This is a genomic window from Nonomuraea muscovyensis, from assembly GCF_014207745.1.
GTDB lineage: Bacteria > Actinomycetota > Actinomycetes > Streptosporangiales > Streptosporangiaceae > Nonomuraea > Nonomuraea muscovyensis.
Window position 1 is genome coordinate 164,982 of the sequence record NZ_JACHJB010000005.1, and the last position, 24,614, is coordinate 189,595.

General features: G+C 73.3%; 20 protein-coding genes. 8 read left to right on the top strand and 12 right to left on the bottom strand.

The genetic code is table 11. The annotated features are described in order from the left end of the window. Nucleotides 1-18 precede the first annotated feature (18 nt). Both FHU36_RS42890 and FHU36_RS42895 read left to right on the top strand, forming a co-directional pair. Nucleotides 19-1,032, top strand: coding sequence for a LacI family DNA-binding transcriptional regulator (locus FHU36_RS42890; protein WP_221497448.1), 1,014 nt, complete (start codon nucleotides 19-21; stop codon nucleotides 1,030-1,032). A 50-nt stretch (nucleotides 1,033-1,082) separates the two neighbouring features. Continuing rightward, nucleotides 1,083-1,475: a hypothetical protein gene (locus FHU36_RS42895; RefSeq protein WP_185089899.1), complete on the top strand. Its 393-nt coding sequence runs from the start codon at nucleotides 1,083-1,085 to the stop codon at nucleotides 1,473-1,475. A 123-nt stretch (nucleotides 1,476-1,598) separates the two neighbouring features. Here FHU36_RS42895 and FHU36_RS42900 read toward each other — a convergent pair whose 3' ends face one another. Further along, nucleotides 1,599-2,423, bottom strand: coding sequence for a PIG-L family deacetylase (locus tag FHU36_RS42900; protein ID WP_185089900.1), 825 nt, complete (start codon nucleotides 2,421-2,423; stop codon nucleotides 1,599-1,601). Nucleotides 2,424-2,584: 161 nt separating this feature from the next. Here FHU36_RS42900 and FHU36_RS45355 point away from each other — a divergent pair, with 161 nt between their 5' ends. Then, nucleotides 2,585-3,730, top strand: a complete 1,146-nt coding sequence (locus tag FHU36_RS45355) for an NUDIX hydrolase (RefSeq protein ID WP_246503374.1) — start codon at nucleotides 2,585-2,587, stop codon at nucleotides 3,728-3,730. A gap of 389 nt (nucleotides 3,731-4,119) precedes the next feature. Beyond that, a complete protein-coding gene (locus tag FHU36_RS42910) occupies nucleotides 4,120-5,586 on the top strand; it encodes a sialidase family protein (RefSeq protein WP_185089901.1) in 1,467 nt (488 codons plus the stop codon). A 320-nt stretch (nucleotides 5,587-5,906) separates the two neighbouring features. Here the strand turns inward: FHU36_RS42910 and FHU36_RS42915 are convergent, their stop codons facing one another. The 5 genes from FHU36_RS42915 to FHU36_RS42935 form a co-directional block, all read right to left on the bottom strand. Then, nucleotides 5,907-6,920 carry an MsnO8 family LLM class oxidoreductase gene (locus FHU36_RS42915; RefSeq protein ID WP_312892237.1) on the bottom strand — a complete coding sequence of 338 codons (1,014 nt, stop codon included), beginning with the start codon at nucleotides 6,918-6,920 and terminating at the stop codon, nucleotides 5,907-5,909. A gap of 19 nt (nucleotides 6,921-6,939) precedes the next feature. Further along, complete coding sequence (locus FHU36_RS42920) at nucleotides 6,940-7,971, bottom strand: hypothetical protein (protein WP_185089902.1); 1,032 nt, start codon at nucleotides 7,969-7,971, stop codon at nucleotides 6,940-6,942. Beyond that, entirely contained in the window at nucleotides 7,968-8,456 is a 489-nt protein-coding gene (locus FHU36_RS42925) for a SigE family RNA polymerase sigma factor (protein WP_185089903.1), read from the bottom strand. The genes FHU36_RS42920 and FHU36_RS42925 overlap by 4 nt, the downstream gene beginning before the upstream one ends. 222 nt (nucleotides 8,457-8,678) lie before the next feature. Beyond that, nucleotides 8,679-9,650 (bottom strand): adenylate/guanylate cyclase domain-containing protein, encoded by a 972-nt coding sequence (locus FHU36_RS42930; protein WP_185089904.1) that lies wholly within the window; start codon nucleotides 9,648-9,650, stop codon nucleotides 8,679-8,681. A gap of 91 nt (nucleotides 9,651-9,741) precedes the next feature. After that, a complete protein-coding gene (locus tag FHU36_RS42935; RefSeq protein WP_185089905.1) occupies nucleotides 9,742-13,155 on the bottom strand; it encodes an AfsR/SARP family transcriptional regulator in 3,414 nt (1,137 codons plus the stop codon). 371 nt (nucleotides 13,156-13,526) lie between these two features. Here FHU36_RS42935 and FHU36_RS42940 point away from each other — a divergent pair, with 371 nt between their 5' ends. Further along, nucleotides 13,527-14,480 (top strand): GlxA family transcriptional regulator, encoded by a 954-nt coding sequence (locus FHU36_RS42940; RefSeq protein ID WP_221497449.1) that lies wholly within the window; start codon nucleotides 13,527-13,529, stop codon nucleotides 14,478-14,480. 52 nt (nucleotides 14,481-14,532) lie between these two features. Here FHU36_RS42940 and FHU36_RS42945 read toward each other — a convergent pair whose 3' ends face one another. Genes FHU36_RS42945 through arfA form a run of 4 tightly spaced genes read right to left on the bottom strand, consistent with a single transcriptional unit; the run spans nucleotide 14,533 to nucleotide 19,158 of the window. Further along, complete coding sequence (locus FHU36_RS42945) at nucleotides 14,533-15,369, bottom strand: carbohydrate ABC transporter permease (protein ID WP_221497450.1); 837 nt, start codon at nucleotides 15,367-15,369, stop codon at nucleotides 14,533-14,535. Then, entirely contained in the window at nucleotides 15,366-16,304 is a 939-nt protein-coding gene (locus FHU36_RS42950) for a carbohydrate ABC transporter permease (protein ID WP_221497451.1), read from the bottom strand. The genes FHU36_RS42945 and FHU36_RS42950 overlap by 4 nt, the downstream gene beginning before the upstream one ends. Further along, on the bottom strand, nucleotides 16,301-17,641 hold the full coding sequence (locus FHU36_RS42955) for an ABC transporter substrate-binding protein (RefSeq protein WP_185089907.1): 1,341 nt from the start codon (nucleotides 17,639-17,641) through the stop codon (nucleotides 16,301-16,303). Before FHU36_RS42955 ends, FHU36_RS42950 begins: the two co-directional genes overlap by 4 nt. 8 nt (nucleotides 17,642-17,649) lie before the next feature. Beyond that, entirely contained in the window at nucleotides 17,650-19,158 is a 1,509-nt protein-coding gene (gene arfA, locus FHU36_RS42960) for an arabinosylfuranosidase ArfA (RefSeq protein ID WP_185089908.1), read from the bottom strand. A gap of 164 nt (nucleotides 19,159-19,322) precedes the next feature. On the opposite strand from arfA, the gene FHU36_RS42965 reads away from it, so the two are divergent. Beyond that, nucleotides 19,323-20,348 carry a LacI family DNA-binding transcriptional regulator gene (locus FHU36_RS42965; protein ID WP_185089909.1) on the top strand — a complete coding sequence of 342 codons (1,026 nt, stop codon included), beginning with the start codon at nucleotides 19,323-19,325 and terminating at the stop codon, nucleotides 20,346-20,348. A 29-nt stretch (nucleotides 20,349-20,377) separates the two neighbouring features. Here FHU36_RS42965 and FHU36_RS42970 read toward each other — a convergent pair whose 3' ends face one another. Continuing rightward, a complete protein-coding gene (locus FHU36_RS42970) occupies nucleotides 20,378-21,142 on the bottom strand; it encodes a hypothetical protein (RefSeq protein WP_185089910.1) in 765 nt (254 codons plus the stop codon). Nucleotides 21,143-21,315: 173 nt separating this feature from the next. Next, nucleotides 21,316-22,068, bottom strand: a complete 753-nt coding sequence (locus FHU36_RS42975; protein WP_185089911.1) for a FadR/GntR family transcriptional regulator — start codon at nucleotides 22,066-22,068, stop codon at nucleotides 21,316-21,318. 87 nt (nucleotides 22,069-22,155) lie between these two features. Here FHU36_RS42975 and FHU36_RS42980 point away from each other — a divergent pair, with 87 nt between their 5' ends. Both FHU36_RS42980 and FHU36_RS42985 read left to right on the top strand, forming a co-directional pair. Further along, nucleotides 22,156-23,643 carry an ABC transporter substrate-binding protein gene (locus FHU36_RS42980; RefSeq protein ID WP_185089912.1) on the top strand — a complete coding sequence of 496 codons (1,488 nt, stop codon included), beginning with the start codon at nucleotides 22,156-22,158 and terminating at the stop codon, nucleotides 23,641-23,643. Continuing rightward, nucleotides 23,640-24,587 (top strand): ABC transporter permease, encoded by a 948-nt coding sequence (locus FHU36_RS42985; protein ID WP_185089913.1) that lies wholly within the window; start codon nucleotides 23,640-23,642, stop codon nucleotides 24,585-24,587. The genes FHU36_RS42980 and FHU36_RS42985 overlap by 4 nt, the downstream gene beginning before the upstream one ends. Nucleotides 24,588-24,614 lie beyond the last annotated feature (27 nt).

The window sequence follows — 24,614 nt, forward strand, 5'->3', positions numbered from 1 at the left end:
GCCACTACCATGGTCGGAATGCGGCGCCCCACGATGGCAGACGTCGCCCGCGAAGTCGGTGTGACGGCCAAGACCGTCTCGCGGGTGCTCAACGACGACGGCCCCGTCGCGGCCGACACCCGTGAGCGCGTCCTCGCCGCGATGCGCAGGCTGGGCTACCAACCCAACCTGATGGCCCGCAACATGCGGGTCGGCGCTCGCGACGCCGCGATCGGGCTGGTCATCCCCGAGATGGGCAACCCGTTCTTCGGCACGGTCGCGGGCGGCATCGAGCACGCCGTCCGCGCCCGCGGCCTGACGCTCATCGTCGGCTCCTCCAGCGAGACGGCCGAGCTGGAGCAGTCGCTGATCGCCACGTTCCTGGCGCGCCGGGTCAGCGCCCTCATGGTGGTGCCGTCCGCCGCCAGCGACCACCGCCACCTGCGGGCCGAACGGGCGGCGGGGCTGCCGATCGTCTTCCTCGACCGGCCGGCGGTCGGGATGGCAGCCGACCACGTGGTCAGCGGCAACCGCGAGGGCGCCCGCGAGGGGGTCGCGCACCTCGTGGGGCGCGGCCACCGCAGGATCGGCTTCGTCGGTGACCTGCCCGCCACCCTCTACACCCGCCGCGAACGCTTCCAGGGCTACCGCGACGCGCTGGAGGCGGCGGGCCTGCCGTTCGACCGGGCGCTGGTCGAGAGCGGCCACGACCAGGAGGCGGCCAGCGCCGCCGTGCGGCGGCTGCTGGCGCTGCCCGACCCGCCGACGGCCCTGTTCGCGGCGAACAACTTCGCCTCCATGGGCGCGGTCGTGGCGCTGGCCCGGGCGGGGCGGCGCGACGTGGCGCTGGTCGGGTTCGACGACCTGCCGCTGGCCGAGGTGCTCGACCCGCCGCTGACGGTCGTCGCCCAGGATCCGGCCGCCATCGGAGCGGCCGCCGCCGAGCTGGTGCTGTCGCGGCTCGACGGCCACCGCACGAAGGCGGCCCGCCGCATGCACATCCCCACCCGTCTCGTCCCCCGCGGCTCCGGCGAGATCCCCCCGCCCCCCTGACGCTCCGGTACGCGTACGAGATCATCCCTGCGTCCCGAGGAGCACCCGCAGTGAGCCGCACCGTTCCCCCCGGCGAGATCCTCGACCACGATGAGATCGCCCTGCTGCGCCGCGGCCTCGGCGAGTGGGGCGGCCCGGCCCGGCCCAGCAGGTCTCTGGCGGTCGCACTGGGGGCGGAGGACCCCGCTGACCTGCTGGAACAGTGCGGGAGGCTCCGTTCTGCCCTGGCCGCCGACCAGCCGCTCGCTCCCCTCGACTGGGCCCGCGTCCTGTTCGCCGTCGAGATCGTCTTCGCCAGCGACCTGCAGGGCTCGGGCGTCGACTGGCCCACGACGACCGGTTACAGCGATCAGGAGACCATCACGGCGCTACGCGTCATCCAGCGCAAGCTGGGCCCTGTCCTGCGCGACGTCTACGGCCAGAGCCTGAGCCGCAACCCTTAACGACACCAGCGCGCACCGCTCACCCGGTCGGACTCCTCGACGGCGATCTGGTGGCCGGCGACGAGGAAGGCGTGGACGGCCACGAGTTGTTCGGCGGTGAACTCGCTCATCAGCCGGCGGGGGTCAGGGGCGGAGGCCGGCGAACAGGTCGTCCTCGTGGGCCGGGGTGGCGACGCGGGACAGGACCCGGGTGAACGCCTCGTGGGAGAAGGCCTGCTGCTGGGCCTCCTCGGGCATGCGCAGCAGGAAGATGCTCTCGCCCTGGCTCTCGTGGGCCATCAGCGCCTTGAGCTTGCGCTCCACGTAGGGGGCGACGTCGACCACCGTGGTGACCTGCTCGTCGGGCGTGCCGAAGTCGTCGGACGGTCGGAAGTCGCCCAGGTCGGCGCCGCTCTCGCGCATCAGCTCGAACATCCGCTTGATCGCCGAGCGGGTGATCGCCGTGTAGTAGAACTTGGCCGGGACGCCGGTCGCCTCGACGGCCGCCACGGTGATGCGGTGGGCCTGGACGTGGTCGGGGTGGAAGTAGCCGCTGCCGCCGGTCTCGTCGTAGGTGACGACCACGTCGGGCCGGTAGTGCTCGATCAGCTCGCCGAGCCGGGCCGCGGCGGTCTCGACGGGCACGTTGGCGAACGCGTCGGGGTGGTGGTTGGTCTCCCAGCCGTCCATGCCGGAGTCGCGGTAGCCGAGCAGCTCCAGGTGGCCGATGCCGAGCACGGAGACCGACTCGCGCAGCTCGGCCAGCCGCCGCTCGGCGACGGCCGCGTCGTCGTGACCCGGCTCGCCCGGCTTGACGCCGCCGGGGCCGTCGCCCTGCTCGCCGTTGGTGCAGGTGACCAGCACGGTGCGGACGCCGTCCGCGGCGTAGCGGGCGAGGACGCCGCCGGTGCTCAGGCACTCGTCGTCGGGGTGGGCGTGCACGGCCATGAGGGTGAGTTGCCGGTCCATGGTCGCAAACCCTACTGCCCGGCACCGACAATCGCGCCGCCCCGTCGTCCGGGGGAGCACCGCCCGATGCGTGCGCCGACCCACGTCCCCGCACCCCCGACGTCGCCCATCCCGTCATTCGCACCCCCTCACCCGGGGAGGATCGGGCAGACTCCTGAGCCATGACACATGACGGCGAGGCGTCCTGCGGGGGGCCCGGGCCGCTGGCGCGGGTGCTGGCCGAGGTGGCGGCGGAACGCGCGGCCCAGGACGCGATGTGGGGCGTCCAGGACTTCCCCGACGGCACGGGCCCCACGACCCCCGCGGTCCCCGGGGCTCCCACGACCTCTGAGGGCGCCGGCCGCGGCGCCACGGACGCCGGTGACGGCACCGGCGTCGCCGGCCGTGCCGGTGTGGGCTTCGGCGGCGGCCTGGCGCGCGGGGTGGGTGAGGACGCGGGGGAGGCGGCCGAGCGGGCCAAGCGGGAGGTGACGGAGGCGGCCGCGCGAGGGGCACTGACGTGGCGGCACGTCCTGCACGAGGAGGTGCTGGAGGCGTTCGCCGAGGACGAGCCGGCCGCCCTGCGCGCGGAGCTCATCCAGGTGGCCGCGGTGGCCGTCAAGTGGGTCCAGGCCCTCGACCGGCGCCGGGAGCCACCGCCGCGACGGGACGCGCAGCGGTTCCGCGCCATCGTGGACGTGCACGTGCTCCTGCTCCGCCCGGCCGCCCCTCCCGTACGGACCGGCCCGGACGACGAATCCACGCCGAACGGCCTGGGCGGCGGGCTCACGCCGGGACCGGAAGGGTTCGCCGGGAGCGGACCGAGCGATCGGCTCGCGCGGCGAGGGCCGGAAGGCGGACCCATGTGGAACGGGCCGGGCGACGGGGTCGCGCGGGGCCTGCCGGGCGGTGTGCTCCGGGCGGGCGGGACGGGTGCCCGCGTGCGCGAGGTGCTCATGGGACGCCGGAGGGGCACCGGTTATGGCGACGGTCTGTGGCATCTGCCGTCCGGGCACCTGGAGGCCGGCGAGTCCGTGGTGCGGGCCGCCGTGCGGGAGGCGCGCGAGGAGGTGGGCGTCGTCGTCGACCCGGACGACCTGACGTTCGTCCACGTCATGCACCGGGCGCCCGACCGCGTCGGGCTGTTCTTCGCCGCCAACCGGTGGGCGGGCGAACCGTACAACGCCGAGCCGCACAAGTGCTCCGAGCTCGGCTGGTGGCCGCTCGACCGGCTGCCGGCCGACATGGTCGGCTACCCCGCCGCCGCGCTGGCGCGGATCCGGGACGGGGTGCCCTTCGCCCATCACGAGTGGCTCCCCGGTCACTGACCCCGGGGGCGCCGTCGATCTCGGCTCCCGGACGGTGCGCCGGCGGCTGCCATGGTCGACCAGCCACCTACCGGAGGCCTCTCTTGTTCGATCTACGCCACGCTCCACCCCGCCAGATCGACTGGCGCCGCAGCGCGCTTTCCATACCCGCCGCCGGCAGTTTGCGCTGACTGCGCACCGGCTGCCCCGTCGAGGAGCCGGTCAGCGCCGCGATCACAGCAAAAGCTCAGGTCGGGCACATTGTCGGCTGGGTTCGTGGCCAACGGGCAGACGAAGCTGATCTTGTGGTTGTAATCTTCCCTGCGTCGTTCGCCGACTCCCGGGAAGACGCCACGCTACCCCGGCGAGGCGGTGACGTCTCACAGACACAGCGAAGATGAGGAAAGCTCGTGATCCGACGTTCCAGGGCGCTCTTAGCCGCAGCCGCCACCCTGTTCGCCTGCACCGTTGTGCAGCCCGCCTCCGCGGATGACGCCGCGACTCCCAGACCTGCCATCGTGCGGCCGGTCTCGGGTATCAGCCCGCTGCCCGCGGGCTGCGGACTGCCCCCGGCCGACGGCTACACCCTGAACCCGAACACCGAAGTCCTGCCCATGCTGGCGAGGGACCCGAAGCGTCCGCAGCGCCTCGTCACGGTGTTCCAGCAGGACCGCTGGAACCGGTACGGCAGCAACGGCGCGGTGACCGCCGTGTCGGACGACTACGGTCTGACCTGGCAGCAGTCCGAGAACCAGCCCGCCTTCTCCCGGTGCAACGGCGGTACGAGCGCCAACGGCGGAGACTACGACGTCACGACGGACCACTGGGTCACGGTCACGCCGTCGGGTACGGCGGTGGCCGCGTCCTTGTCGATGTCCCGCGCCGGCGACGTGACCGCCATCCTGGTGGCCCGATCCGCCGACGGCGGCCGGACCTGGGACGCGCCGGTCACCCTGCAACGGGACGACAACCCGCGATTCTTCAACGACCGCCCGTCGGTGACCGCGGACCCGTACCACCCAGGCGTGGTCTACGCGGTGTGGGACCGCATCGACAACCAGTCGACCAGCACGACGGAGAACTGGGTACAGCCGATCTATCTGGCGAAGTCGACCGACGACGGGCGCACCTGGTCCACGAGCAAGGTGTACGACGTGCCCACCAACAGCGGCGTCATCGGCACCCAGTTGGTGCCGCTCCCGGACGGGACGCTGCTGATCGGCATGCATCACGAGACGAGCACCGACGGCGCCACCCAGGTCATCCGCTCGACCGACGGCGGCCGGACCTGGTCGGAGCCGACCCTGAACGTCCCGGCCCCGCTCGCGGTGGGCCCCCGCATCCCGGACCCGGACGACTCGGGTGACCCGGTGCGCAACGCCGCCCTGCCGCTGCTGGCCGCCCAACCGGGCACCCAGGTGGTCAACGCCGTCTGGCAGAGCCAGGACTCCGACGGCACCTTCCACGTGGCCTACTCGCGATCGGCGGACGGGGGGAAGACGTGGTCCAGCCCGGTCCGCCTGGACAAGACCCCCACCGGTTCCGCCGCCGTACCGGTCGTCGCCGTGTCCCGGACGGGCACCGTGGCGGTCACCTACTACGACTTCCGCAACAACACGCCTGACCCCGCCACCCTGCCCACCGACCTGTGGGCCGTCACGTGCGCGAGCAACTGCACGCAGCCCAGGGCATGGCGCGAACAGCACATCGAGGGGCCGTTCGACACGCGGAAGGTTCCGGTGACGAGCGTGGGACGCCTGCTCGGGGACTACACCGGCCTGGTCTCGGTCGGCAGCGCCTTCACAGCCGTGTACGGCGTGTCCACCAACGATGCCGCCAACCCCGTGGACCTGCACAGCGCGGTCTTCTCCGGCTGAGCGGTTGTGCCCCGCCGGCGCCGCGGCATCGGACCGTCCTGACCGCTGCGGCAGTGCCTGCAGGCCGAGGTTGTTGCGGGGGAGGCCCTCCGGCGCGTCGCGGTCGCCGGCCACGGACCCCTCGGGAACGGCCTGCAGGAGGGCGGCGAGCTTCTCGTTCTCGTACGGGCCGTACGCCTCGGCGGTGTCGATGTACGTGATGCCTGACCGCCCAAGGCCACGGTCTGCATTCTGCTCACGTCCTTCCTGCCGGGTGGGGTGGTCATGCCGCCTCACCCTGGTGCGCGCCACAGGTCGAACCCGGGAGGCCGCGCCGGGGCCTATCCGTCCCGGCCGGCGGCCGTCGCGGGCCAGACGGCCGCCAGGCGGCGGTAGGAGTCGAGGCGGCGGTCCAGGTCGTAGGTGTTCATGGTGACCAGCACCTCGTCCGCCCCCATCACGTCCACCAGGCCGCCCAGCTCCAGCGCGACCTCCTGCGCCGTCCCGTGGACGCGCCCCTTGCGCGCCTCCTCGAACAGCGCCCGCTCCCGCTCCGTCATCTCCAGCGCCAGCACCTCCTCCGCCGGCGCCAGCGGCGGGAAGGAACCGCGGGTGCGCGCGTGGGCCGTGGACCACGCCTCCGGCACCTGCAGCAGGGCCGCCTCCCGCGCCGTCGGCCCGACCGCGACGTCCACCGCCGCCACCACGTACGGCAGGGCCGCCCACGCCGAGGGCCGGAACCCGGCGCGGTACCGCTCGACCGCCTCCCGGGCCCGCCCGCCCGTCCCGCCGATCACCAGGGGCAGTCCGTGCGCGGCGGCCACGTCCGCGCCCGCCCCCATCGCCAGCACGAACACCTGCGGCCTGAGCCCTTCGGCGGGCAGCGCGTGCACGCCCGGGTACGCGGACCGGCCGGTGAAGAAGCCGAGCAGCTCCGCCAGCCGGTCGCCGAAGTCGTCGGCCTCCTCCTTGCCGACCCCCAGCGCCCGCCGGATGCCGCCCGTGAACCCCACCGACCGGCCGAGCCCCATGTCGACGCGGCCCGGGTGGAGCGACTCCAGCACGCCGAACTGCTCGGCCACCACCAGCGGCCGGTGGTTGGGCAGCATCACCCCGCCGGTGCCCACCCGGATGCGGGAGGTGGCGGCGGCCACGGCCGCCGCCAGCACGGTCGGCGCGGACCCCGCCGCCCCCGGCACGCTGTGGTGCTCCGACACCCAGAAGCGGTGGTAGCCGAGCTCCTCGGCCTGCCGCGCGAAGCGGACGGTGTCGCGCAGCGCCTCGGCGGGCGGGTGGCCCTGCCTGACGAGCGAGCGATCGAGGATCGAGAGCCTGGTCACGTACGGGTGCAACACGGGCGGCCGTGGATAATTCCTATTCCCGGAAGAGGCCGACCGACCAGCGGACGAGCCGGTCGGGGGCCTCGGCCCGCATCGACGCCTTCACCGTGATGGTCGCCGACCGGCCCTTCGGCACGGCGAACTCCTTGATCGCCGACGGGAACGCGCCCCGCTTCCACACGCCGCACGAGCTGCTGGCGCCCGTGTCCCGGCCGTTCAACTCGTATCGGAACTCCAGCCGGTCGGCCAGGTCGCCGGTGCAGATCTGGTCGACGCCGATCGGCCGGCCGTCCCCGCGCACCCGGAACGTGACGGAGGACTCGCGTGGCCAGGTGCCCGACCGGGACTCCGCCAGCTCGAACGCGCCGGCGCGGCGGGGAAGCGGCCGCGGCGCCTCCGGCTCGACCGGCTGGGCCGGCGGCGTCCACTCGTACACGGCCAGCGACCAGTCGCCCCGCTCCTCCTTCACCGGCCGGCACGGACCGCCCGGCTTCTCGCGCGTGCAGGCCGTGCCATGGGTCGTCGTGTCGAAGGTGACGGTGGCCTCCTTCGCGCCGCCCGCCGGCACGGGCAGTGCGACGAGCTGTCTGCCCGGCCGGCAGAACACGCCGGCGGTCACGGGCCTGCGGCCGATACTGATCTTGGGGCTGGCGGCCCTCGTGGACCCGGCGCAGGTGACGGCCACGTCGAGCGGCCTGCCGGTCACGGGGATCGTGACCGTGGCCTTCCTGGGGCCCGTCCTGGCGAGGGAGACCAGGTCCAGTCGCCGGTACTCGGCTCCGTCGGCCGAGGTGAACGACTCGGGCAGCTCGGGCGCGTCCGCGGAGGTCGGCACGACCGCGGTGTCGTCGGCGGGCCGGGGAGCAGCCGCCGTACCGGGAAGGAAGGCGAAGCCCAGTGCGGCGACCGTCGTCACGGCCGCCCCCGCGCCGGCGACCATGACGGCGCGCCGGCGCCGCCGCATCCGGCGGATGCGGGCCCGCACCTGGTCGGGGCGGGTGGGGTTGGCCGGCGCGGGGCCGTCGCCGTGCTCGCGCAGCACATCACGCAGATCTTGTACGGTCACCGGTGCAGCTCCTTCACGATCGACTCGTCCACGCGCAGCTTGGCCAGCGCCTTGGCGGTCTGGCTCTTTATCGTGCCGGGGTTGCAGCCCATCAGCCGGGCCACCTCGGCCACCGCCAGGTCCTCGTAGAAGCGCAGCACGACCACGGCGCGCTGCTTGGCGGGCAGCCGGCCCACGGCCCGCCACAGCGCCTCCCGCTCGCCGACCCCGGCGACGTCGTCGCCGGTCGGTGCGTCGGGCAGGTCGGCGCTGGGCAGCTCGCGGCGCCACCTGCGCCGCCACCACGACGTATAGGTGGTCACGAGCACCCGGCGGACGTACGCCTCCGGCTCGTCGATGCCCGGCCAGGCGAACCAAGCCTTGGCCAGCGACTCCTGCAGCAGGTCCTCCGCGAGGGCCCAGTCCCGGGTCAGCAGGTAGGCCGTGCGTAACAGCAGGTCGGACCGCGCGAGCACGAAGTCCTGATATATCGCCCGATCTGCCACCTGATGCCTCCTGTCGGCGCTTCTGCCGGCGCCCGCTCAACCACATCCAGCCGCGTGGCCCCGGATGTCCGGGGCCACTGCCGGTAGTGACGCATCGGCGCCGCCCCCGGGTTGCCCGGCCGGTCGGAGGACCGGAAAGGGCGCCCGCGTGAAGACGGCGGGGCAGCCGGAGGGGATGCGCGCGGGTGAAGGCGGCAGGTGGCCGGAAGAGCGAGGGCGCGGTCAGGTGGTGGCGCGGCCGGCCCGGGTGATCGTGAACGGGGCCAGCTCGCCCAGGCCGCGCACCGAGAGGCGGTTGACCGGCCGCAGCTCGAACGCCCGGTCACCCTCCAGCTCCTCGGCCATCTCCGGGTCGGCGAGGATCGTGCCCGGGTTGGCGAGCGCCGTCAGGCGGCTGGCGAGGTTCACCGTGGTGCCGAACACGTCGCCCATCCGCCAGATCACCGGCCCGGCGGCCATGCCCACCCGCAGTTGCGGCATGTTCCGCACCTTGGCGTGCGTCTCGATGAGCCGCAGCCCGATCTCGGCCGTCTCGTGTGCCTTGCCGGAGACGAACAGCACCGAGTCGCCGAGCGTCTTGACCACCCGCCCCCCGGACGAGGTGACGACGTCGGCCGAGCGGCCCTCGAAGTGGTCGACCAGCTCGGCGAGCTCCCGCTCGGTGATCTGCCTGCTCAGCCGGGTGAACCCGACCAGGTCGGCGAACCCCACCGCGAGCCGTACCGCGGCGTGGTCCTGGTCGGCCATGCGGCCCGCCGCGGCGGCGAGCTGCCGCTGCCAGGAGTAGACGAGCAGCCGCGCGAGCGGCGGGACGACCCGGTCGGCCCGCCTGCGCCACGCCTTGGACCGCTCCGACAGCGGCACGCCCGCCTGGTCGAGCGTCTCGGCGCCGAGCTGCGCCTGCGACTCGGCCAGCCGCGCCGTCGCCCTGCCCAGCGAACGCGCCGTGAGCAGCATGTGCTCCTCGTCGTAGACGCCGTCGCTGACCATGCCGACGAGCGTCTTGAGCGCCTCGACGTCGGAGTCGGTGAACTCGACCGCGTCGTCGGCGACGTTCGGGAACCCCAGCGCCCGCCAGAACCGGCGCGCACGGTAGACCGGCACCCCGGCCATGTGGGCGACCTGGTGGCTGGTGTAGCGACGGGGCTCACGCAGGAACGCCTCGGCAAGCCCGTCAGAGTCCTCGTGCGTCATGCTGCAAGATACACCGTGTCAGAGCGGGAAAGCGTCCCGTTCGCCCTCATTTGCCAAGGTGAGGGATGGCGCGGGGCCCGGCGCAGCCGGGTCACTCCCCGCAGAGCGACTCCAGGTCGCACACCTGCCCGGCCGGGTGACCGCCGGAGGCCGTCGCGGGGGTCGGCGAGCCGGCCTCGCGGCTGCCGATCTCGGAGAACAGCAACAGCGCCGTGCGCCGGTACGGCACCGCGGCGGCGACGCCCTCCTCCTCGCACAGCGCGTCGCACAGGACGCGGAGCGCCCGCGCCTCGCCGAGCCGGTGGCCGCTCTCGCGGTGCGCCGCGACGGCCAGCCTCGCCTGCGCGGCGGCCTCGGAGGCGGCGCCGCGCGCGAGCCAGGTCTGCGCGACGGCGGTCAGGGCGAGCCCTTCGAGCATCCGGAACGAGCGGTCGCTGGCCGTCGCGCGGGCCCGCTCGGCGTGCGCCGCGGCGTCCTCCAGGCGGCCGAGGGCCCTGGCGGCGCCGGCCAGGCCGATGAGGCTGACGACCTCGGGATAGCGGTTGCCGCCCTGCTTGGTCGCCTGGAGCGCCTGCTGGTGGACCTCCAGCGCCTCGCGGTGCCGGCCGTGGCCGTGGTGGACCGCGCCGAGGACGTTCAGCGCGCCGGCCTGCAGGATGCGGTCGCCCAGGTCTCGGCTCATCGCCAGGGCCTCGCCGCCGAGCAGCAGCGCCTCGGCGTCGTGCCCGAGGTCGTGGTGCACGGCCGCCAGCACGATCAGGCACTCGGCCTCCATCGCGCGGTCACCGCTCTGGCGGCTGAGCGAGACGCCGCGCGTCAGGTGGCCGGCCGCCTCACCCAGTCGCCCCAGGCTGTGGCAGACCTCTCCCACGTTGCAGGCGATGACGGGATTGTCCGTGGCCGCGTCCAGGATCGGCCTGAGGTGGTCGAGGGCCTGCTCCAGCCGGCCGAGCTGGCGGTGGGTGTGCGCGAGGTTGTTGAGGTACGCCTCCTGCCCGCGAGCGTTGCCGGTGCGCCGGGACAGGGCGAGGGCCTCCTCGAGCGGCTCGACCGCCTGCCGCGGATACCCGAGGCGCAGCCGGGCGAGGGCCAGCCCGCCGAGGGCGGAGGCCCGGCAGTCGAGCCACCTGGCCTCCTCCGTGAGCGACAGGGCGCGGGTGTAGAGCGCCGTCGCCTGTTCGAGCCGGTCCTGGTGCATGTGGGCGTTGGCCAGGCTGAGCTGGATCACCGCCTGGGCGGCCGGGTCGCCCTCGGCCCGCGCGGCGGACAGGGCGACCGCGGCGCAGCCGAGCCAGTCGTCCATGCGCCTGCTCATCCAGAAGTGGCCGCGCAGCGCGTCCGTCAGCCGCCACGCCGGCTCACCGGGACCGTGGGCCCGCACGTCGCGGATCATCGCGACCAGGTTGGCGTGCTCGGCGTCCAGCCAGGCCGCCGCGCTCTCCTCGCCGCCGAACGCCACGGGTGTCACGCCCGGCTCCGGCGGCGCGGGCGGCAGCCGTACCCAGTGGGGGTGCAGCAGCCGGGCGGCGGCGGTGGCGCTGCGCAGGTACCAGTCCTGCAGGCGCCGCCTCGCCCGCCGCAGCTCGACGGGTTCCTCATCGGCGGCCGCGCGGTCGGCGGCGTACAGGCGCAGCAGGTCGTGGAAGCAGTAGCGGCCGGGGCCGTCGGCATGGATCAGGTGGGAGGCGGCGAGCCTGGTCAGCTCCTGCCTCGCCTCTGCCGTCGGGCAGCCGGCCAGCGCGGCCGTGGCGCCCGGCGTGAAACTCCCGCCGGGCACCAGTCCGAGCAGGCGGAACAGCCGGCGTCCCCGCTCCGGCAGCGCGGTGTAGGACAGCTCGAAGGTCGCCCGCATGGCGGCCGCCTGGTCGTCGCCCGCCTCCAGGGCGCAGAGCCGGTTGCCCTCGCGCAGCTCGGTCACGTAGTCGGCGAGGCTCAGGTGCGGGTCGGCGCCGAGGTTGGCCGCCGCGATCCGCAACGCCAGCGGCAGGCGGGCGCACAGCTCGCCCAGCTCCGCCTCCGCCCGGGGGTCCGCCCGGAGCCGATCGGCGTCGAGGACGGAGGACAGCAGCGCGTGGGTCTCCTCGGGGGAGAAGACGCCGACGGTGACGCGGTGCGCTCCCTCGCGCGCGGCCAGGCCGCGCAGCTGGTTGCGGCTCGTGATGAGCACCAGGGACCGCCCGCCCGGCAGCAGCGGCCGCACCGACGCCTCGTCACGGGCGTTGTCCAGGAGGATCAGCAGGCGGCGGCCGGCCAGCTCGCTGCGCCACAGCGCCGAGCGCGCGTCCGGCTCGGCGGGGATCCGCTCGGCCGGCACGTCCAGCGCCCGCAGCAGCGTCTCCAGGGCGGCGGCGGGATCGAGCGGGGCGCCGGGCCCGAAGCCGCGCAGGTCGAGGTACAGCTGCCCGTCGGGGAAGCGGTCCTGGACCAGGCGCGACCAGTGGACGGCCAGCGCGGTCTTGCCCACCCCTCCTGTGCCGTCGATGACGACCGGCCGCGGGGCCCCGCCGCCGGCTTCGGAGAGCAGCTCGTCCAGGGCCGCGAGCTGGGCGAGGCGCCCGGTGAAGGGGGCGATGCCGGCGGGGAGCTGCCGCGGCCGCGGGCCGGGCCCGGGGGGAGCGGCGGTGTCCGGCCGGGCGGGGCCGGCAGGGGAGGCGGCGGTGTCCGGCCGCGTGGGGTCCGCCGGGGTGGCGGCGGCGCTCGGGGACGTGGGGCCCTCCGGGGAGAGAGACGGGGACGGGGAGGGGGACGGGCCGGGGGCGCCGGCGAGGATCTCGCGGTACAGCCGCAGCAGCTCCTCACCCGGATCGACGCCCAGCTCCTCGCGCAGCAGCCGGCTGACGGCGCGGTAGCTCTGGAGCGCCTCGGCCTGGCGGCCGGACCGGTGCAGGGCGAGCATGAGCTGGGCCCACAGGCGTTCGCGCAGCGGGTGCGCGGCGGTGGCGTCCTTGAGCTCCACGACGAGCTCGTCGTGGAGCCCGGCCCGCAGCCCGAGGTCGAACCGGCGCTCCAGCGCCCGCGCCCGCCGCTCGTCGAGCGCCGGCACGTGGTCGCGGTGCAGCGCGTCCGACGGGACGTCGACCAGGGCGGGCCCGCGCCACAACGCCAGCGCCCGCCGGAGCAGGCTCTCCTCGGCCGTGACGTCGCCGGCCCGGCCGGCTCGTTCGGCGCGGCCGACGAGGTCGAGGAAGGCGGTGACGTCGAGATCGTCGGTGGCCAGCTCGATGCTGTAGCCCTCCTCCCGCGTGTGGATCAGCCGTGGGCGGGCGCCGCGGTCGAGCAGCGTCCGCCGCAACCTCGCGATGTGCGTCTGGACCGCTGCCCGCGCGTCGTCGGGAGCCTCCCGGCCGTCCCACATGCGCTCGGCGAGCTGATCGAACGAGACGTGCTGGTTGGCCCGCAGCAGCAAGGTGGCCAGCGCGATCCGCTGTTTGACCGCCGGGACAGCCACCGGCACGCCGTCCCGCGTCACCTCGAAGGCCCCCAGTAGACCGAAGCGCATCCCCATACCCCTCACCCTGCAACGGCCCGGCGGCCGGAGCGCACAGTTCAAAGAACTTGAAAGTCGCCCGCGTCCCCGCGGCTGACCGGCGAACCTGGCGTCCGCGCGGCGCCCCGGCCGGGCGGGGCGACAGCGGAACGACACCGGGACGACAGGAAGGGGTGGCATGGTCGCCCGATGACGGATCGCCGGATCAGGGGCCGGACGGCCGGGTCCTGCCGCAGGTGTCGTTCGGGGGGAAGGGGATGCGGGCGTTGAGCGTTCACGGATCGTCACTGCTGTCACCCACGAGGCCGTTCTGCCCGCACCAACGGCGTGACGAGCCCGCCCGGCCGCCGAGCCCGCCCGCCGGTCGCGCGCGGACCCCCTTCAGATCGGTGGTGGCCTACGCCCGGCCCGGGGTCAGCTCGTTCGGCCTGAGCGCGGTGAGCAACATCTTCGCCGACCGGTCCTCCCTCGGCCTGCCCCCGATCGACTTCTCCGTCTGCGCCGACCGGACCGGCGCCCTGCGCACCGATCTCGGCCTGCTCATGCGGGTCGAGCACGACGCCGAGGCGATGGCCGGCGCGGACCTGGTCATCGTGCTGCCCACCGACTCCCGCCCGCTCGTCCCGTCCGCCCGCGCCGTCCACGCGATCACCGGCGCCTACGGCCGCGGCGCCCTCGTCACCGCCTACTGCAGCGGGACGGTCCTGCTGGCCGCCACCGGCCTGCTCGACGGTCACCGGGCCGCCACCAACCGGCTGCTGGCCGGCGAGCTGGCCCGGGAGCATCCGTCGATCACCGTGGACACCGGGGCGCTCTACGTCGACCAGGGCCGCGTCGTCACCGGCGCCGGCGTGACCGCGGGCATCGACATGTGCCTGTACCTGCTGCGCCGCGAACACGGCACCGCCGTGGCCAACGTCGTGGCCCGGGAGGGCATGGTCGCGCCCCGGCGCGACAGCGGCGAGTCGCACTACGTCCCGGCCACGGCCGAGACCGATGTCGTGCCCCGCGCCGCGGCCGACGACGCCCGCCTGGGAGACACGCTCGCGTGGGCGCGTGACCGGCTCCGGCAGCCGCTGACCGTCAAGGACCTGGCCGAGCGGGCGCTGATGAGCCCGCGCACGTTCGCCCGCCGCTTCCGGGAGCTCACCGGCACCACCCCGCACGCCTGGCTGTCCGCCCAGCGGCTCGACCGGGCGGAGGAACTGCTGGAGACCACCGGGCTGTCCGTCGACGAGGTCGCCCAGCAGGTCGGCTTCCGCACCGGCGGAGTCCTGCGCGCGCATTTCGCCAGGCGCCACGGCCTCTCGCCGCGCGCCTACCGCCACGCCTTCGACCGCTGACCGCCCCGGACCACCCGAGCCGCCGCGCCGCGTCCCGAGGCGGCCGGGCCGGTCAACCCTTCAGACCCGAGCGGGAGATCCCCTCGATCACCCAGCGCTGGGCGATCAGGTAGAGGGCGATCACCGGCAGGCTGGCGATCACCGCGCCGGCCATCAGCAGGTCGTAACGGATGCTGTTGGCGCTCTGGAAGTTGCCGAGGCCCGCCGGCAGGGTGAGCGACTCGGGGCTGAGCAGCACGTAGAGCGGCCACAGGAAGTCGTTCCAGTTCGTCAGGAACGACAGCAGGAACAGGGTCACCAGGGCCGGCCGGGCCAGCGGGAGCGCGATGGCCACGAAGATCCGCCACCGGTCGCACCCGTCCAGCTCGGCCGCCTCCTCCAGCTCGGCCGGCAGGGTCAGGAAGAACTGCCGCAGGAAGAACACCCCGAACGCGCCCGCCGCCGCGGGGACGATCACGGCGGGCAGGCTGTCCACCCAGGACAGCTCGTTGACGATCAGGAAGTTGGGGATCAGCAGCACGACCGGCGGCACGAACAACGTCGCCACGATCGCCGTGAAGATCACGCCGCGTCCCCGGAACCGGAGCCGGGCCAGCGCGTAGGCGGCGGGCGCCGCCGTGACCAGGACCAGGGCGGCGTGCCCGGTGGCCGCGACGAGGCTGTTGGCGAACCACGTGATGACGGGGCTGTCGGCGCTGCCGAGGATGTCGCGGTAGGCGCCGGTGGTGACCGGGTCGGGAATCCACGCCGGCTCGGTCGACCCGGCGCTCTCCCGAGTCTTGAACGAGGTGGAGACCATGTACACCAGCGGGCTGAGATAGAGCGCCGCCAGCACGACGAGGACCAGGTGGAGCAGGGCCCGCCGCAGGCCGCGCGCGTCCCGGGTCACGGCTTGCTCCTTTCCCTGAAGGCGCCGAAGACGAGGGCGCTGACGACCATGAGGCACCCGGCCAGGACGAAGCTCATGGCCGACGCGGTGCCCATGTCGAACTGGCGCAGACCCGTCTCGGCGATGAGGTAGATCGCCGTCTTGGTCTGGTCGGCGGGAGCGCCTCCGGTGATCAGGTAGGACTGGCCGAACATGTTGGCCGAGGCCAGGATCGTGGCGTTGACCACGAAGACCGTCACCGGCCGCAGCCCGGGCAGCGTCACCGCGCGGAACCGGTGCCAGGCCGAGGCGCCGTCGACCATCGCCGCCTCGTGCAGCTCGCGCGGGATGTCCTGCAGGCCCGCGAGGAAGATGACCGAGTTCAGGCCCAGCGTCCACCAGACCGTCACCCCGACCAGGGCGACCCAGGCGGCCGGCACGTCGGTGGTCCACTGCACGTCCAGGCCCAGGTAATGGTTGACCAGACCGATGTTGCCGTCCAGCAGGAACCGCCAGACGAGCCCGACCACCGCGACGCCCAGCACGTAGGGGGCGAAGTAGACGGCCCGGTAGAGGTTGCGCCCCCTGAACCGGCCGTTCATCAGCAGAGCCACGAGCAGGGGCAGCACGATCAGCAGCGGGACCGAGGCCACGGTGAAGATCCCGGTCGCCCGCATCGCCGTCCAGAAGCGCGCCCCGTCCACACTGGCCGGGTCGAACAGGTCGGCGTAGTTCTGCAGGCCGACGAACGGCTTGGCCGGGAGGTTGATGTCCCACTCGTGCAGGCTCGTCCAGCCGCCGAACGCGATCGGCAGCAGCATGAAGACGGCGAACAGCGTGAGGTAGGGGGCCAGGAAGGCGTACGGCGTCCAGGGCCGCATCCGCGGGGTCCGCGTGGCGGACCTGCCGGGCTCCGCGGCGCCGGGCAGGTCACGCGCCCGGGTCAGCAGGCTCACTGTCCGTACTTCCGCTTGTTCTCGGCGAGCAGCTTGTCCGCCGTCGCGACGCCCTCCTTCAGCGCCTCGCTCGGGGACGCCTGCTTCAGCACGGCCTTGGCCACCGCCAGCTCCAGGGCCTTGGACTGCACGTCGCCGACGCCCGGCAGCGGCGGCAGGAAGTGGAAGGCGTCCAGGTCGGCGGCCAGTCTGATCTGCGGCAGGTCGGCGACCGAGGGGTCCTGCCGGGCGGAGTTGCGGGCCGGGATCATGCCGGCCCTGGCCCACTCGGTGGACAGGCGGCCCATGTGGTCGACGAAGAACTTGGCCGCCTGGACCTTGTGCGGATCCTTGCCGGCCTGGGAGGTCATCACGAAGTTGTGGGAGGAGCTCCACACCGCCGCCGAGCCGCCGATGTTCGGGATCGGGCCGAGGCCCCACTGCAGCGATCTGGCGTTCGTCTTCAGGTCGTTGATCTGCCAGATGCCGTCCCAGGTGAAGCTGACCTTGTCGTTCTTGAAGGCGGCGTACTGGCTGTCCTGGGCGACCTGCGCGGGGCTGAAGCCCTTGTCGATCTGCCCGACCATCCAGCTCAGCGCTCGCACGCCCGGCTCGGACCCCCACAGGGCCCGCGTGCCGTCGTCGCTGTAGAGCTCCCCGCCGTGCTGCCAGAGCAGGCTCATGAACATCAGGTGGGCGGGCCACTTGTTCGGCATCCAGAACGGGTGGGCGATCCCGGCCTTCTTCAGCTGCGCGAGCGCGTCCTCGTACCCGGCCCGGTCGGCGGGGGCCTCGCTCAGCCCGATCTTCTCCAGGTGGGACCGGTTCCAGTAGTCGCCGAGGCTGTGCACGTCGAGCGGCACGCTGTAGCGCTTGCCCTGGTAGACGCCGGCGTTCCAGACGGCGGGGATGAAGTCCGACTCGCTCAGGGAGAGCGCCGACACGACGTCGTCCAGCGGCAGCAGCGTCCGCCGGGCGGCGAAGGTGCCCACCCAGTCGTTGTGGATGACCGCCACGTCGGGGCCCTTGCCGGCGGCGATGGCCGTCGGCATGGCGGGGTAGAGGTCCTCCCAGCGCCGGGTGACGTTGCGGACCTCGATGCGCCCGGCGAACTCCTTGTTGAACGCCTCCAGCATCGCCCGCATGTGCGGGCCGTCGCCGCCGGTGAACCCGTTCCAGTAGTCCAGCGTGACCTTGGGACCGGTGTACTCCCCGCCGGAGAAGGTCGGCGCGGCCGAGGCCGGTGCGGACGACCCGGCGCCGATCTTGGTGCCGCCCCCGCAGGCGGTCAGGGCGGCGGTCAGTCCCACGGCGCCGGACAGGCCGAGGAAGGAGCGGCGGGAAAGGGAAGTGCTCATGGTGTCTCCTACGGGACGCTGGGAGCGAAGCGGACAATACTCCAAGAAACGGGTGGAAGCGTCAGGGTGACCCGGCGTTCCGCCTGGCTGAGCCCGGTTCCGGCCCGGGGGACGACGCGGTCGGGGGCGTCGGCGGTGTTGGCGGCCGACAGGTCGTCGTCGGCCAGTTCCAGGTGCTCCACCGGGCGCAGCCCGGCGGGCAGGGCGATCTCCAGCGCGCACGGGCCGTGCCGGTCGCGGTTGACGACGAACAGCGAGATCTCCCCGGTCGCCGCGTCGTGGGTGGCCGTCGCCCAGAGCGCGGGCGCCTCGCCGTACTTGGCGGTCGGGATCGTCGCGCAGTCGGGCTCGACCCGCAGCACCTCTCCGCGGGCGTGCCGGGCGGTCAGCGCGAACGGGTGGAAGATGCTCTGCCGCCACGCGGGCCCGCCCGGCTCGGTCCGGATGGGCGCGATCACGTTGGCGAGCTGGGCCAGGCAGGCGACGCCGACCCGGTCGGCGTTGCGCAGCAGCGTGATGAGCAGGCTGCCGACCACCACGGCATCGGTGACGTCGTAGGTGTCCTCGATCAGCCGGGGGTGCTCGCTCCACTCCAGGGAGGACTCGCCGTGGAACCGGCTCTGGTACCAGACGTTCCACTCGTCGAAGGAGAGCTTGAGCCGCCTGCCGCTGCGCAGCTTCGCGCCCACGTGGTCGGCGGTGGCGGCGATCGAGCGGATCATGTGGTCCATGTCGGCGCCGCTGGCCAGGAACGAGTCGACGTCGCCGTCGGAGGGGTCGTAGTAGGCGTGCAGCGAGATGTAGTCGACCAGGTCGTAGGCGGCCTCCAGCACCTCGGCCTCCCAGGCGGCGAACGTCGGCATGCCGCTGTTGGAGCTGCCGCAGGCCACCAGGGACAGGTTCGGGTCGAAGCGCTTGAGCGCCCGCGCCGTCTCGGCGGCGAGCCGGCCGTACTCGGCCGCGGTCTTGTGCCCCATCTGCCAGGGGCCGTCGAGCTCGTTGCCCAGGCACCAGAGCCGGACGTCGTGCGGCTTGTCCACGCCGTGCGCCCGCCGCAGGTCGGACATGCGGGTGCCGCCCGGGTGGTTGGTGTACTCCACGAGGTCCAGCGCCTCTGCCACGCCGCGCGTGCCCAGGTTGAGCGCCATCATCGGCTCCACGCCGGCCTTCGCGGCCCAGGCCATGAACTCGTTCAGGCCGAACCGGTTGTCCTCCAGACTGCGCCAGGCGAGGTCCAGCCGCGCGGGCCGGTCCCCGACCGGGCCGACGCCGTCCTCCCAGCGGTAGTTGGAGACGAAGTTCCCCCCGGGATAGCGGACGACCGTCACCCCCAGCTCGCGGACCAGCCGCAGCACGTCGGTGCGCAGCCCGTCGGCGTCGGCCAGGGGGTGACCCGGTTCGTGGATGCCGGTGTACACGCACCGGCCCATGTGCTCGACGAACGACCCGAAGAGCCGGGGTTCGACGGGCCCGATACGGAAGGAGGGATCCAGGGTGAGACGAGCGGTGGTCGCCAAGACAACAACCTCACTGTTAACGCGACGTTTCGTGGAGGTATTGATACAACGTTGCTTCAACGTTGTAAATGGGTGTCCCGGCGGCCGATACCGGGGCGTTACGATCGACGGCGTCGAACCGTGTGCGGCAGGCGAGCCGTGCGACCTTTGGGAGGTGAGTGCGGATGGGAGCGAGCCTGCGCGACGTCGCGCGCCTGGCCGGCGTGTCGGTGAAGACGGTCTCCAACGTGGTCAACGGATACGCCCACGTGTCGCCCGCCACCCGGGCGAAGGTGGAGCACGCGCTCTCCCAGCTCGACTACCGCCCCAACCTGTCGGCGCGCAACCTGCGGCAGGGCCGCACCGGCGTGATCGCGCTGGCCCTGCCCGAGCTCGACGCCCCCTACTTCGCCGAGCTGTCGCGGTTCATCATCGACGCCGCCGCCGAGGTGGGCTGGCTGGTGATCATCGAGCAGACCGGGGGCAGCCTGGACCGCGAGCGGCAGGTCCTCGACGGGGTGCGCAGGCATCGCGTCGACGGGCTCATCCTCAGCCCCATCGCGATCGGCGCCGACGAGCTGGCCGCCCGTACGGACGACACGGCCCTCGTCCTGCTGGGCGAGCGCATCCACGGCGGCCCGGCCGACCACGTCGCGGTCGACAACGTCCGCGCCGCCCGTGACGTCACCGACCACCTCATCGGCCTCGGCCGCGGCCGGATCGCCGCCCTCGGCGCCCAGGACAACTCCATCAGCGGCACGGCCCCGCCCCGCCTGGCCGGATACCGCGAGTCCCTGGCCGCGCACGCGCTGCCCGAGACGGTGGCCAAGGTCGAGCGTTACCGCCGGGCGGAGGGCGCCGCCGCGATGGCGGCCCTGCTGGAGGCCCGGCCCGACGCGGTGTTCTGCTTCAACGACCTGCTGGCGCTGGGGGCGATGCGGACGATCCTCGCCGCGGGGCTGCGGATACCGCAGGACATCGCGGTGGCCGGGTTCGACGACATCGAGGACGGCCGCTTCTCCACGCCCACCCTGACCACGGTCGCCCCCGACAAGGCGCAGCTGGCCGGGATCGCGGTGGACCTGCTCAAGCAGCGGATCGAGGGCCGCACCGACCGGCCCCCGCGGGAGGTGCATGCCGCGTACCGGCTCATGACCAGGGAGAGCACGCGAGGAGTGCGACCGCGCGACGCGGCGGGCGACCGGGCCTGAGCCCGGCGGCGAGCGCGTGCGGGGCGGTGTCAGCGGGCGGCGGCGAGCGCCTGCGGGGCGACGGCGTCGATGAGCGTCTGGACGGTCGCGTTGCCGGCGGGCCTGCCGTCGCGGACCCTGCGGGTGGGGATGTCGGCGCCGCTCGCGGTGATCGAGACGACGACGTTGCCCTTGCGCAGGACCGCCCGGCCCTCGCCCCGCCTGGCGGCGGCCACCTGGTAGACGTAGTACACGTAGTAGCCCTCGTCGAAGTGCTCGCCCGACCTGGCGGTGCCGACCTGCCGGATCACGCCCTTCACCGACGGGGCGCCGCCGAAGACGCTGGGCTGACGGTAGTCGTTCCGCCGCCGGGTCGCGAAGGTCATTCTGGCCTCCTCCTCGGTGAAGGCCAGGCCCGCCAGGCCCGTGGTGTAGGAGATCTTCAGGTCCCGGAGGACGAACGGCGGAGCCGTGCCCGGCTCGTTGGTCCACGCGCACGCGACGTCACGCCGGTTCCTCGTCGCCTTCGGCATCCTGATCCTCAGCCGGGTCCGGGCGCTCAGCACCCGGCAGGGGTCGGCCGGGGCCTTCAGGGCGGCGGCCCCGGCGGTCGCGGTGGACGTCGGGGTGGACGTCGCAGTGGACGTCGCGGCGACGTGCTCGCCGGGCGGCGTCGATGACGGTGCGGCCGACGACCGTACGCGGGCCGGGGTGGCCGAGGGGGAGGGTTGGGCCTGGGGAAGCACCACGCCGCAGCCGGCGGCCAGCACCGCCAGGACCGTCACGCCGAGCCCCGATCTCGTCCACTTCGCCATCCGTCCCCCCAAGCCGGATCCGTGTGCCGGCCGCACGGCGACGGCCGCGCGCCGGTACGGCGGCTAGCCAGCGTGCCAGGCGCGCCGGGGCCGGTCGAGATCGATCACTGCCGAAGACCGCCGGATTCCGGCCACCGGCGCCGGGCCATGCCGGCAGGGCTACTCCAGCAGGGCTACTCCAGCAGGGCGCGCAGCGCCGCGCGCTCGCCGGCCGGCACGTATCCCGCGTAGTAGTCGTACATGGTGCGCCGCGACAACCGGGCCGCGAGCGGGCCGTCGCCGGTGCGGACCGCGGCCAGCACCTCCTCGTGGTGGCGGATGCTCTGCCGCATCAGCGCCACCCGGTCGTCCGCCTCGGCGATCCTGCCGGAGATCAGGTCGAGCACGATCGAGCGGACCACCTCGGTGGAGATCTGGATGAGCTTGTTGCGGCTGGCCCGCGCCACCGCGTCGTGGAAGGCCACGTCGGCCGCGCTGAACTCGTCGTAGCCGGTCTCGACCGCCTCGCGCATCCGGTCGATCGCCGCGTCCATCTCCGCGAGCTGCTCGTCGGTGCGCAGCCGCGCCGCCAGCAGGTTGGCCGAGGAGTCGAGCACCATGCGGAACTGGACCAGTTCCGCCAGCGACAGCCCCTGCACCCGGGCCAGCGTCGTCATCGACTTGTGCAGCGCGGCCGGGGTGAACGGGAGCACCTCGGCGCCGTTCGGATCGCCCGGCCGGGACCGGACCAGGCCGCGCGCCTGGAGCACCCGCAGCGCCTCGCGCACCGTGGACCGGCTCACCGAGAACTGCCCCATGAGGTCGCGCTCGCTGGGCAGCCGCCGGCCGGGGCCGAGCGCGCCGCTCTCGATGGCCTCCTCGATCTGCTCCACGATCCGTTCGTAGGCGCGTACGGTGCGCACCGGCTCGAAGCGTGGACCACCCATGTAAGCCCCCTTGACCTGAGCCGTCGCGGACTGGCAATGTGCGTAGCCTACTGGTCAGACCAGTGCACTAGCCAGGAGGCTTGGGACATGAGGCGTATCGGTATCTGGATCGCCCTGGGCGGTCTCCTGATAGGAACCGCCGCCTGCGGTGGCGGCTCCGGCGGCGGAGGCGGGACGGCGAAGGCCGAGTCGCTGGCGGTCGGGTTCGTGGCCGAGCCGGCCAACCTCGACTTCACCTCGACCGAGGGCGCCGCCATCCCGCAGGCGCTGCTGGTCAACGTCTACGAGGGGCTGGTCAAGCTCGGACAGGACGGCACGGTCCAGCCGCTGCTGGCCGAGAAGTGGGAGGTCTCCCCGGACCGCAAGACCTACACCTTCACCCTTCGCCCGAACGTCACCTTCACCAGCGGCGCGCCCTTCACCGCCGACGACGTCGTCTTCTCCCTCGGCCGGGTCACGTCGGACTGGAAGCTGAAGATCAAGTCGCAGTTCGACGTCGTCGACAAGGTCGAGAAGAAGGACGACACGACGGCCGTCGTCACGCTGAAGCGGCCCAGCAACGGCTTCCTCTACGCGCTGGCCACCCGCCTCGGCGCGATGTTCAGCCGCACCGGGGTCGCCGACCTGGCCAACAAGCCCGTCGGCACCGGCCCCTACCAGCTCGCCGCGTGGAAGCGCGGCGACTCCATCCGGCTCGACGCCAACCCGAAGTACTGGGGCACCAAGCCCGCCCTCCCGGCCGTCACGCTGAAGTACTTCAAGGACGCCACGGCCATGAACAACGCGCTGCTGACCGGCGGCATCGACGTCATCTCCAACGTCCAGGCGCCCGAGTCGCTGCAGCAGTTCGCCGACCCCAACCGCTTCCAGACGGTCGAGGGCACCACCAACGGCGAGGTGGTGCTGTCCATGAACAACGGCCGCGCCCCGTTCGACGACAAGAAGGTGCGCCAGGCCGTCCGCCACGCCATCGACCACAAGGCGCTGCTCGACACCGCCTGGGCCGGCCGCGGCCAGCCGATCGGCTCGATGGTGTCGCCCACCGATCCCTGGTACGAGGACCGCACCGGCGACTACCCCTACGACGTCGCCAAGGCCAAGGCACTGCTCGGCGGCAAGACCTACACCGTCAAGATGCGCATCCCCAACCTGCCCTACGCGGTGGCTTCCGCGCAGGTCGTCAAGTCGCAGCTCGCCCAGGTCGGCATCACGGCCGACATCGAGCCGCTGGAGTTCCCCGCCCGGTGGCTGGACGTGGTGTTCAAGCAGGCCGACTACGACCTGTCCATCATCAACCACATCGAACCCCGCGACATGAGGATATTCGCCGACAAGTCGTACTACTTCCGCTACGACAACCCCGAGTTCGGCAAGCTGCTCGCCTCCGCCGACGAGGGCACCGAGCAGCAGCAGACCGACGAACTCAAGAAGGCCGCCAAGCTGCTGTCCGACGACGCCGCGGCCGACTGGCTGTTCCTCTTCCCCAACCTGATCGTGGCCGAGAAGGGCGTCACCGGCCTGCCCAAGAACGCCATCTCCGAGTCCTTCGACTTCACCGGGCTCGCCAAGCAGTGATCCTCTACCTGCTCAAGCGGCTGGCGGTGCTCCTGGCGAGCACCGCCGTCGCCGGGGTGGTCGTCTTCGCGTTCATGGCGGTGCTGCCCGGCGACCCGGCCGAGATCGCGCTCGGCGTCAACGCCACGCCCGAGGCGGTGGCACGGCTGCGCACCGAGTTCGGCACCGACCGGCCGCCCGTCGTCCAGTTCCTCGACTGGTTCGGCGGGCTGCTCCAGGGCGACTTCGGCACCTCCTACGTCACCACCTCGCCCGTCGGCGAGCAGATCGCCGACCGGCTCGGCGTGACGGCCGTGCTCGTGCTCGGCGGCATGCTCATCGCGCTGCTCATCGCGGTGCCGGTGGGCACGTTCGCCGCCGTCCACCACCGCGACCCGCTCGGCGCGGCCATCAGCGCCGCCAGCCAGGTCGGCATCGCCGTCCCGGCGTTCCTGGCGGGCATCCTGCTGGTGTTCGTCTTCGCCGTGCAGGCGCAGGCGCTGCCCTCCGGCGGGTACGTACCGTTCGCCGAGGACCCCGCCGCGTGGCTGCGCGGTCTGGTGCTGCCCTGGCTGTCGCTCGGCCTCGTGCAGGGCGCCGTGCTCACCCGCTACGTGCGCAGCGCCGTGCTCGACGTGATGCGCGAGGACTACCTGCGCACCGCCCGCGCCAAGGGCCGGGGCCGGATGGGCGCGCTGTGGCGGCACGGTCTGCGCAACGCCTCCATCCCCGTGGTGACCGTGCTCGGCCTGCAGCTCGCCACGCTGCTCATCGGCGCCGTCGTGGTCGAGCGGGTGTTCGTCATCCCGGGCCTCGGCGACCTGCTGCTCAACGGTGTCGCGGGCCGCGACCTGCTGCTGGTCCAGGGGGTGGTGATGGTCCTCGTCGTGGCCGTCCTGCTGATCAACTTCGTGGTCGACGTCTGCTACGCCACCCTCGACCCGCGGCTGCGAGGCGCGCGATGAGCCGCCGGCCGGGCGCCCGGCGACCGG

Coding starts and splice junctions, on each gene's coding strand:
- FHU36_RS42975 (WP_185089911.1), bottom strand. CDS start 22,068: ATGGGTGGTCCACGCTTCGAGCCGGTGCGCACCGTACGCGCCTACGAA.
- FHU36_RS42935 (WP_185089905.1), bottom strand. CDS start 13,155: ATGGGGATGCGCTTCGGTCTACTGGGGGCCTTCGAGGTGACGCGGGAC.
- FHU36_RS42970 (WP_185089910.1), bottom strand. CDS start 21,142: ATGGCGAAGTGGACGAGATCGGGGCTCGGCGTGACGGTCCTGGCGGTG.
- FHU36_RS42965 (WP_185089909.1), top strand. CDS start 19,323: ATGGGAGCGAGCCTGCGCGACGTCGCGCGCCTGGCCGGCGTGTCGGTG.
- FHU36_RS42955 (WP_185089907.1), bottom strand. CDS start 17,641: ATGAGCACTTCCCTTTCCCGCCGCTCCTTCCTCGGCCTGTCCGGCGCC.
- FHU36_RS42980 (WP_185089912.1), top strand. CDS start 22,156: ATGAGGCGTATCGGTATCTGGATCGCCCTGGGCGGTCTCCTGATAGGA.
- FHU36_RS45355 (WP_246503374.1), top strand. CDS start 2,585: ATGACACATGACGGCGAGGCGTCCTGCGGGGGGCCCGGGCCGCTGGCG.
- FHU36_RS42890 (WP_221497448.1), top strand. CDS start 19: ATGCGGCGCCCCACGATGGCAGACGTCGCCCGCGAAGTCGGTGTGACG.
- FHU36_RS42900 (WP_185089900.1), bottom strand. CDS start 2,423: ATGGACCGGCAACTCACCCTCATGGCCGTGCACGCCCACCCCGACGAC.
- FHU36_RS42930 (WP_185089904.1), bottom strand. CDS start 9,650: ATGACGCACGAGGACTCTGACGGGCTTGCCGAGGCGTTCCTGCGTGAG.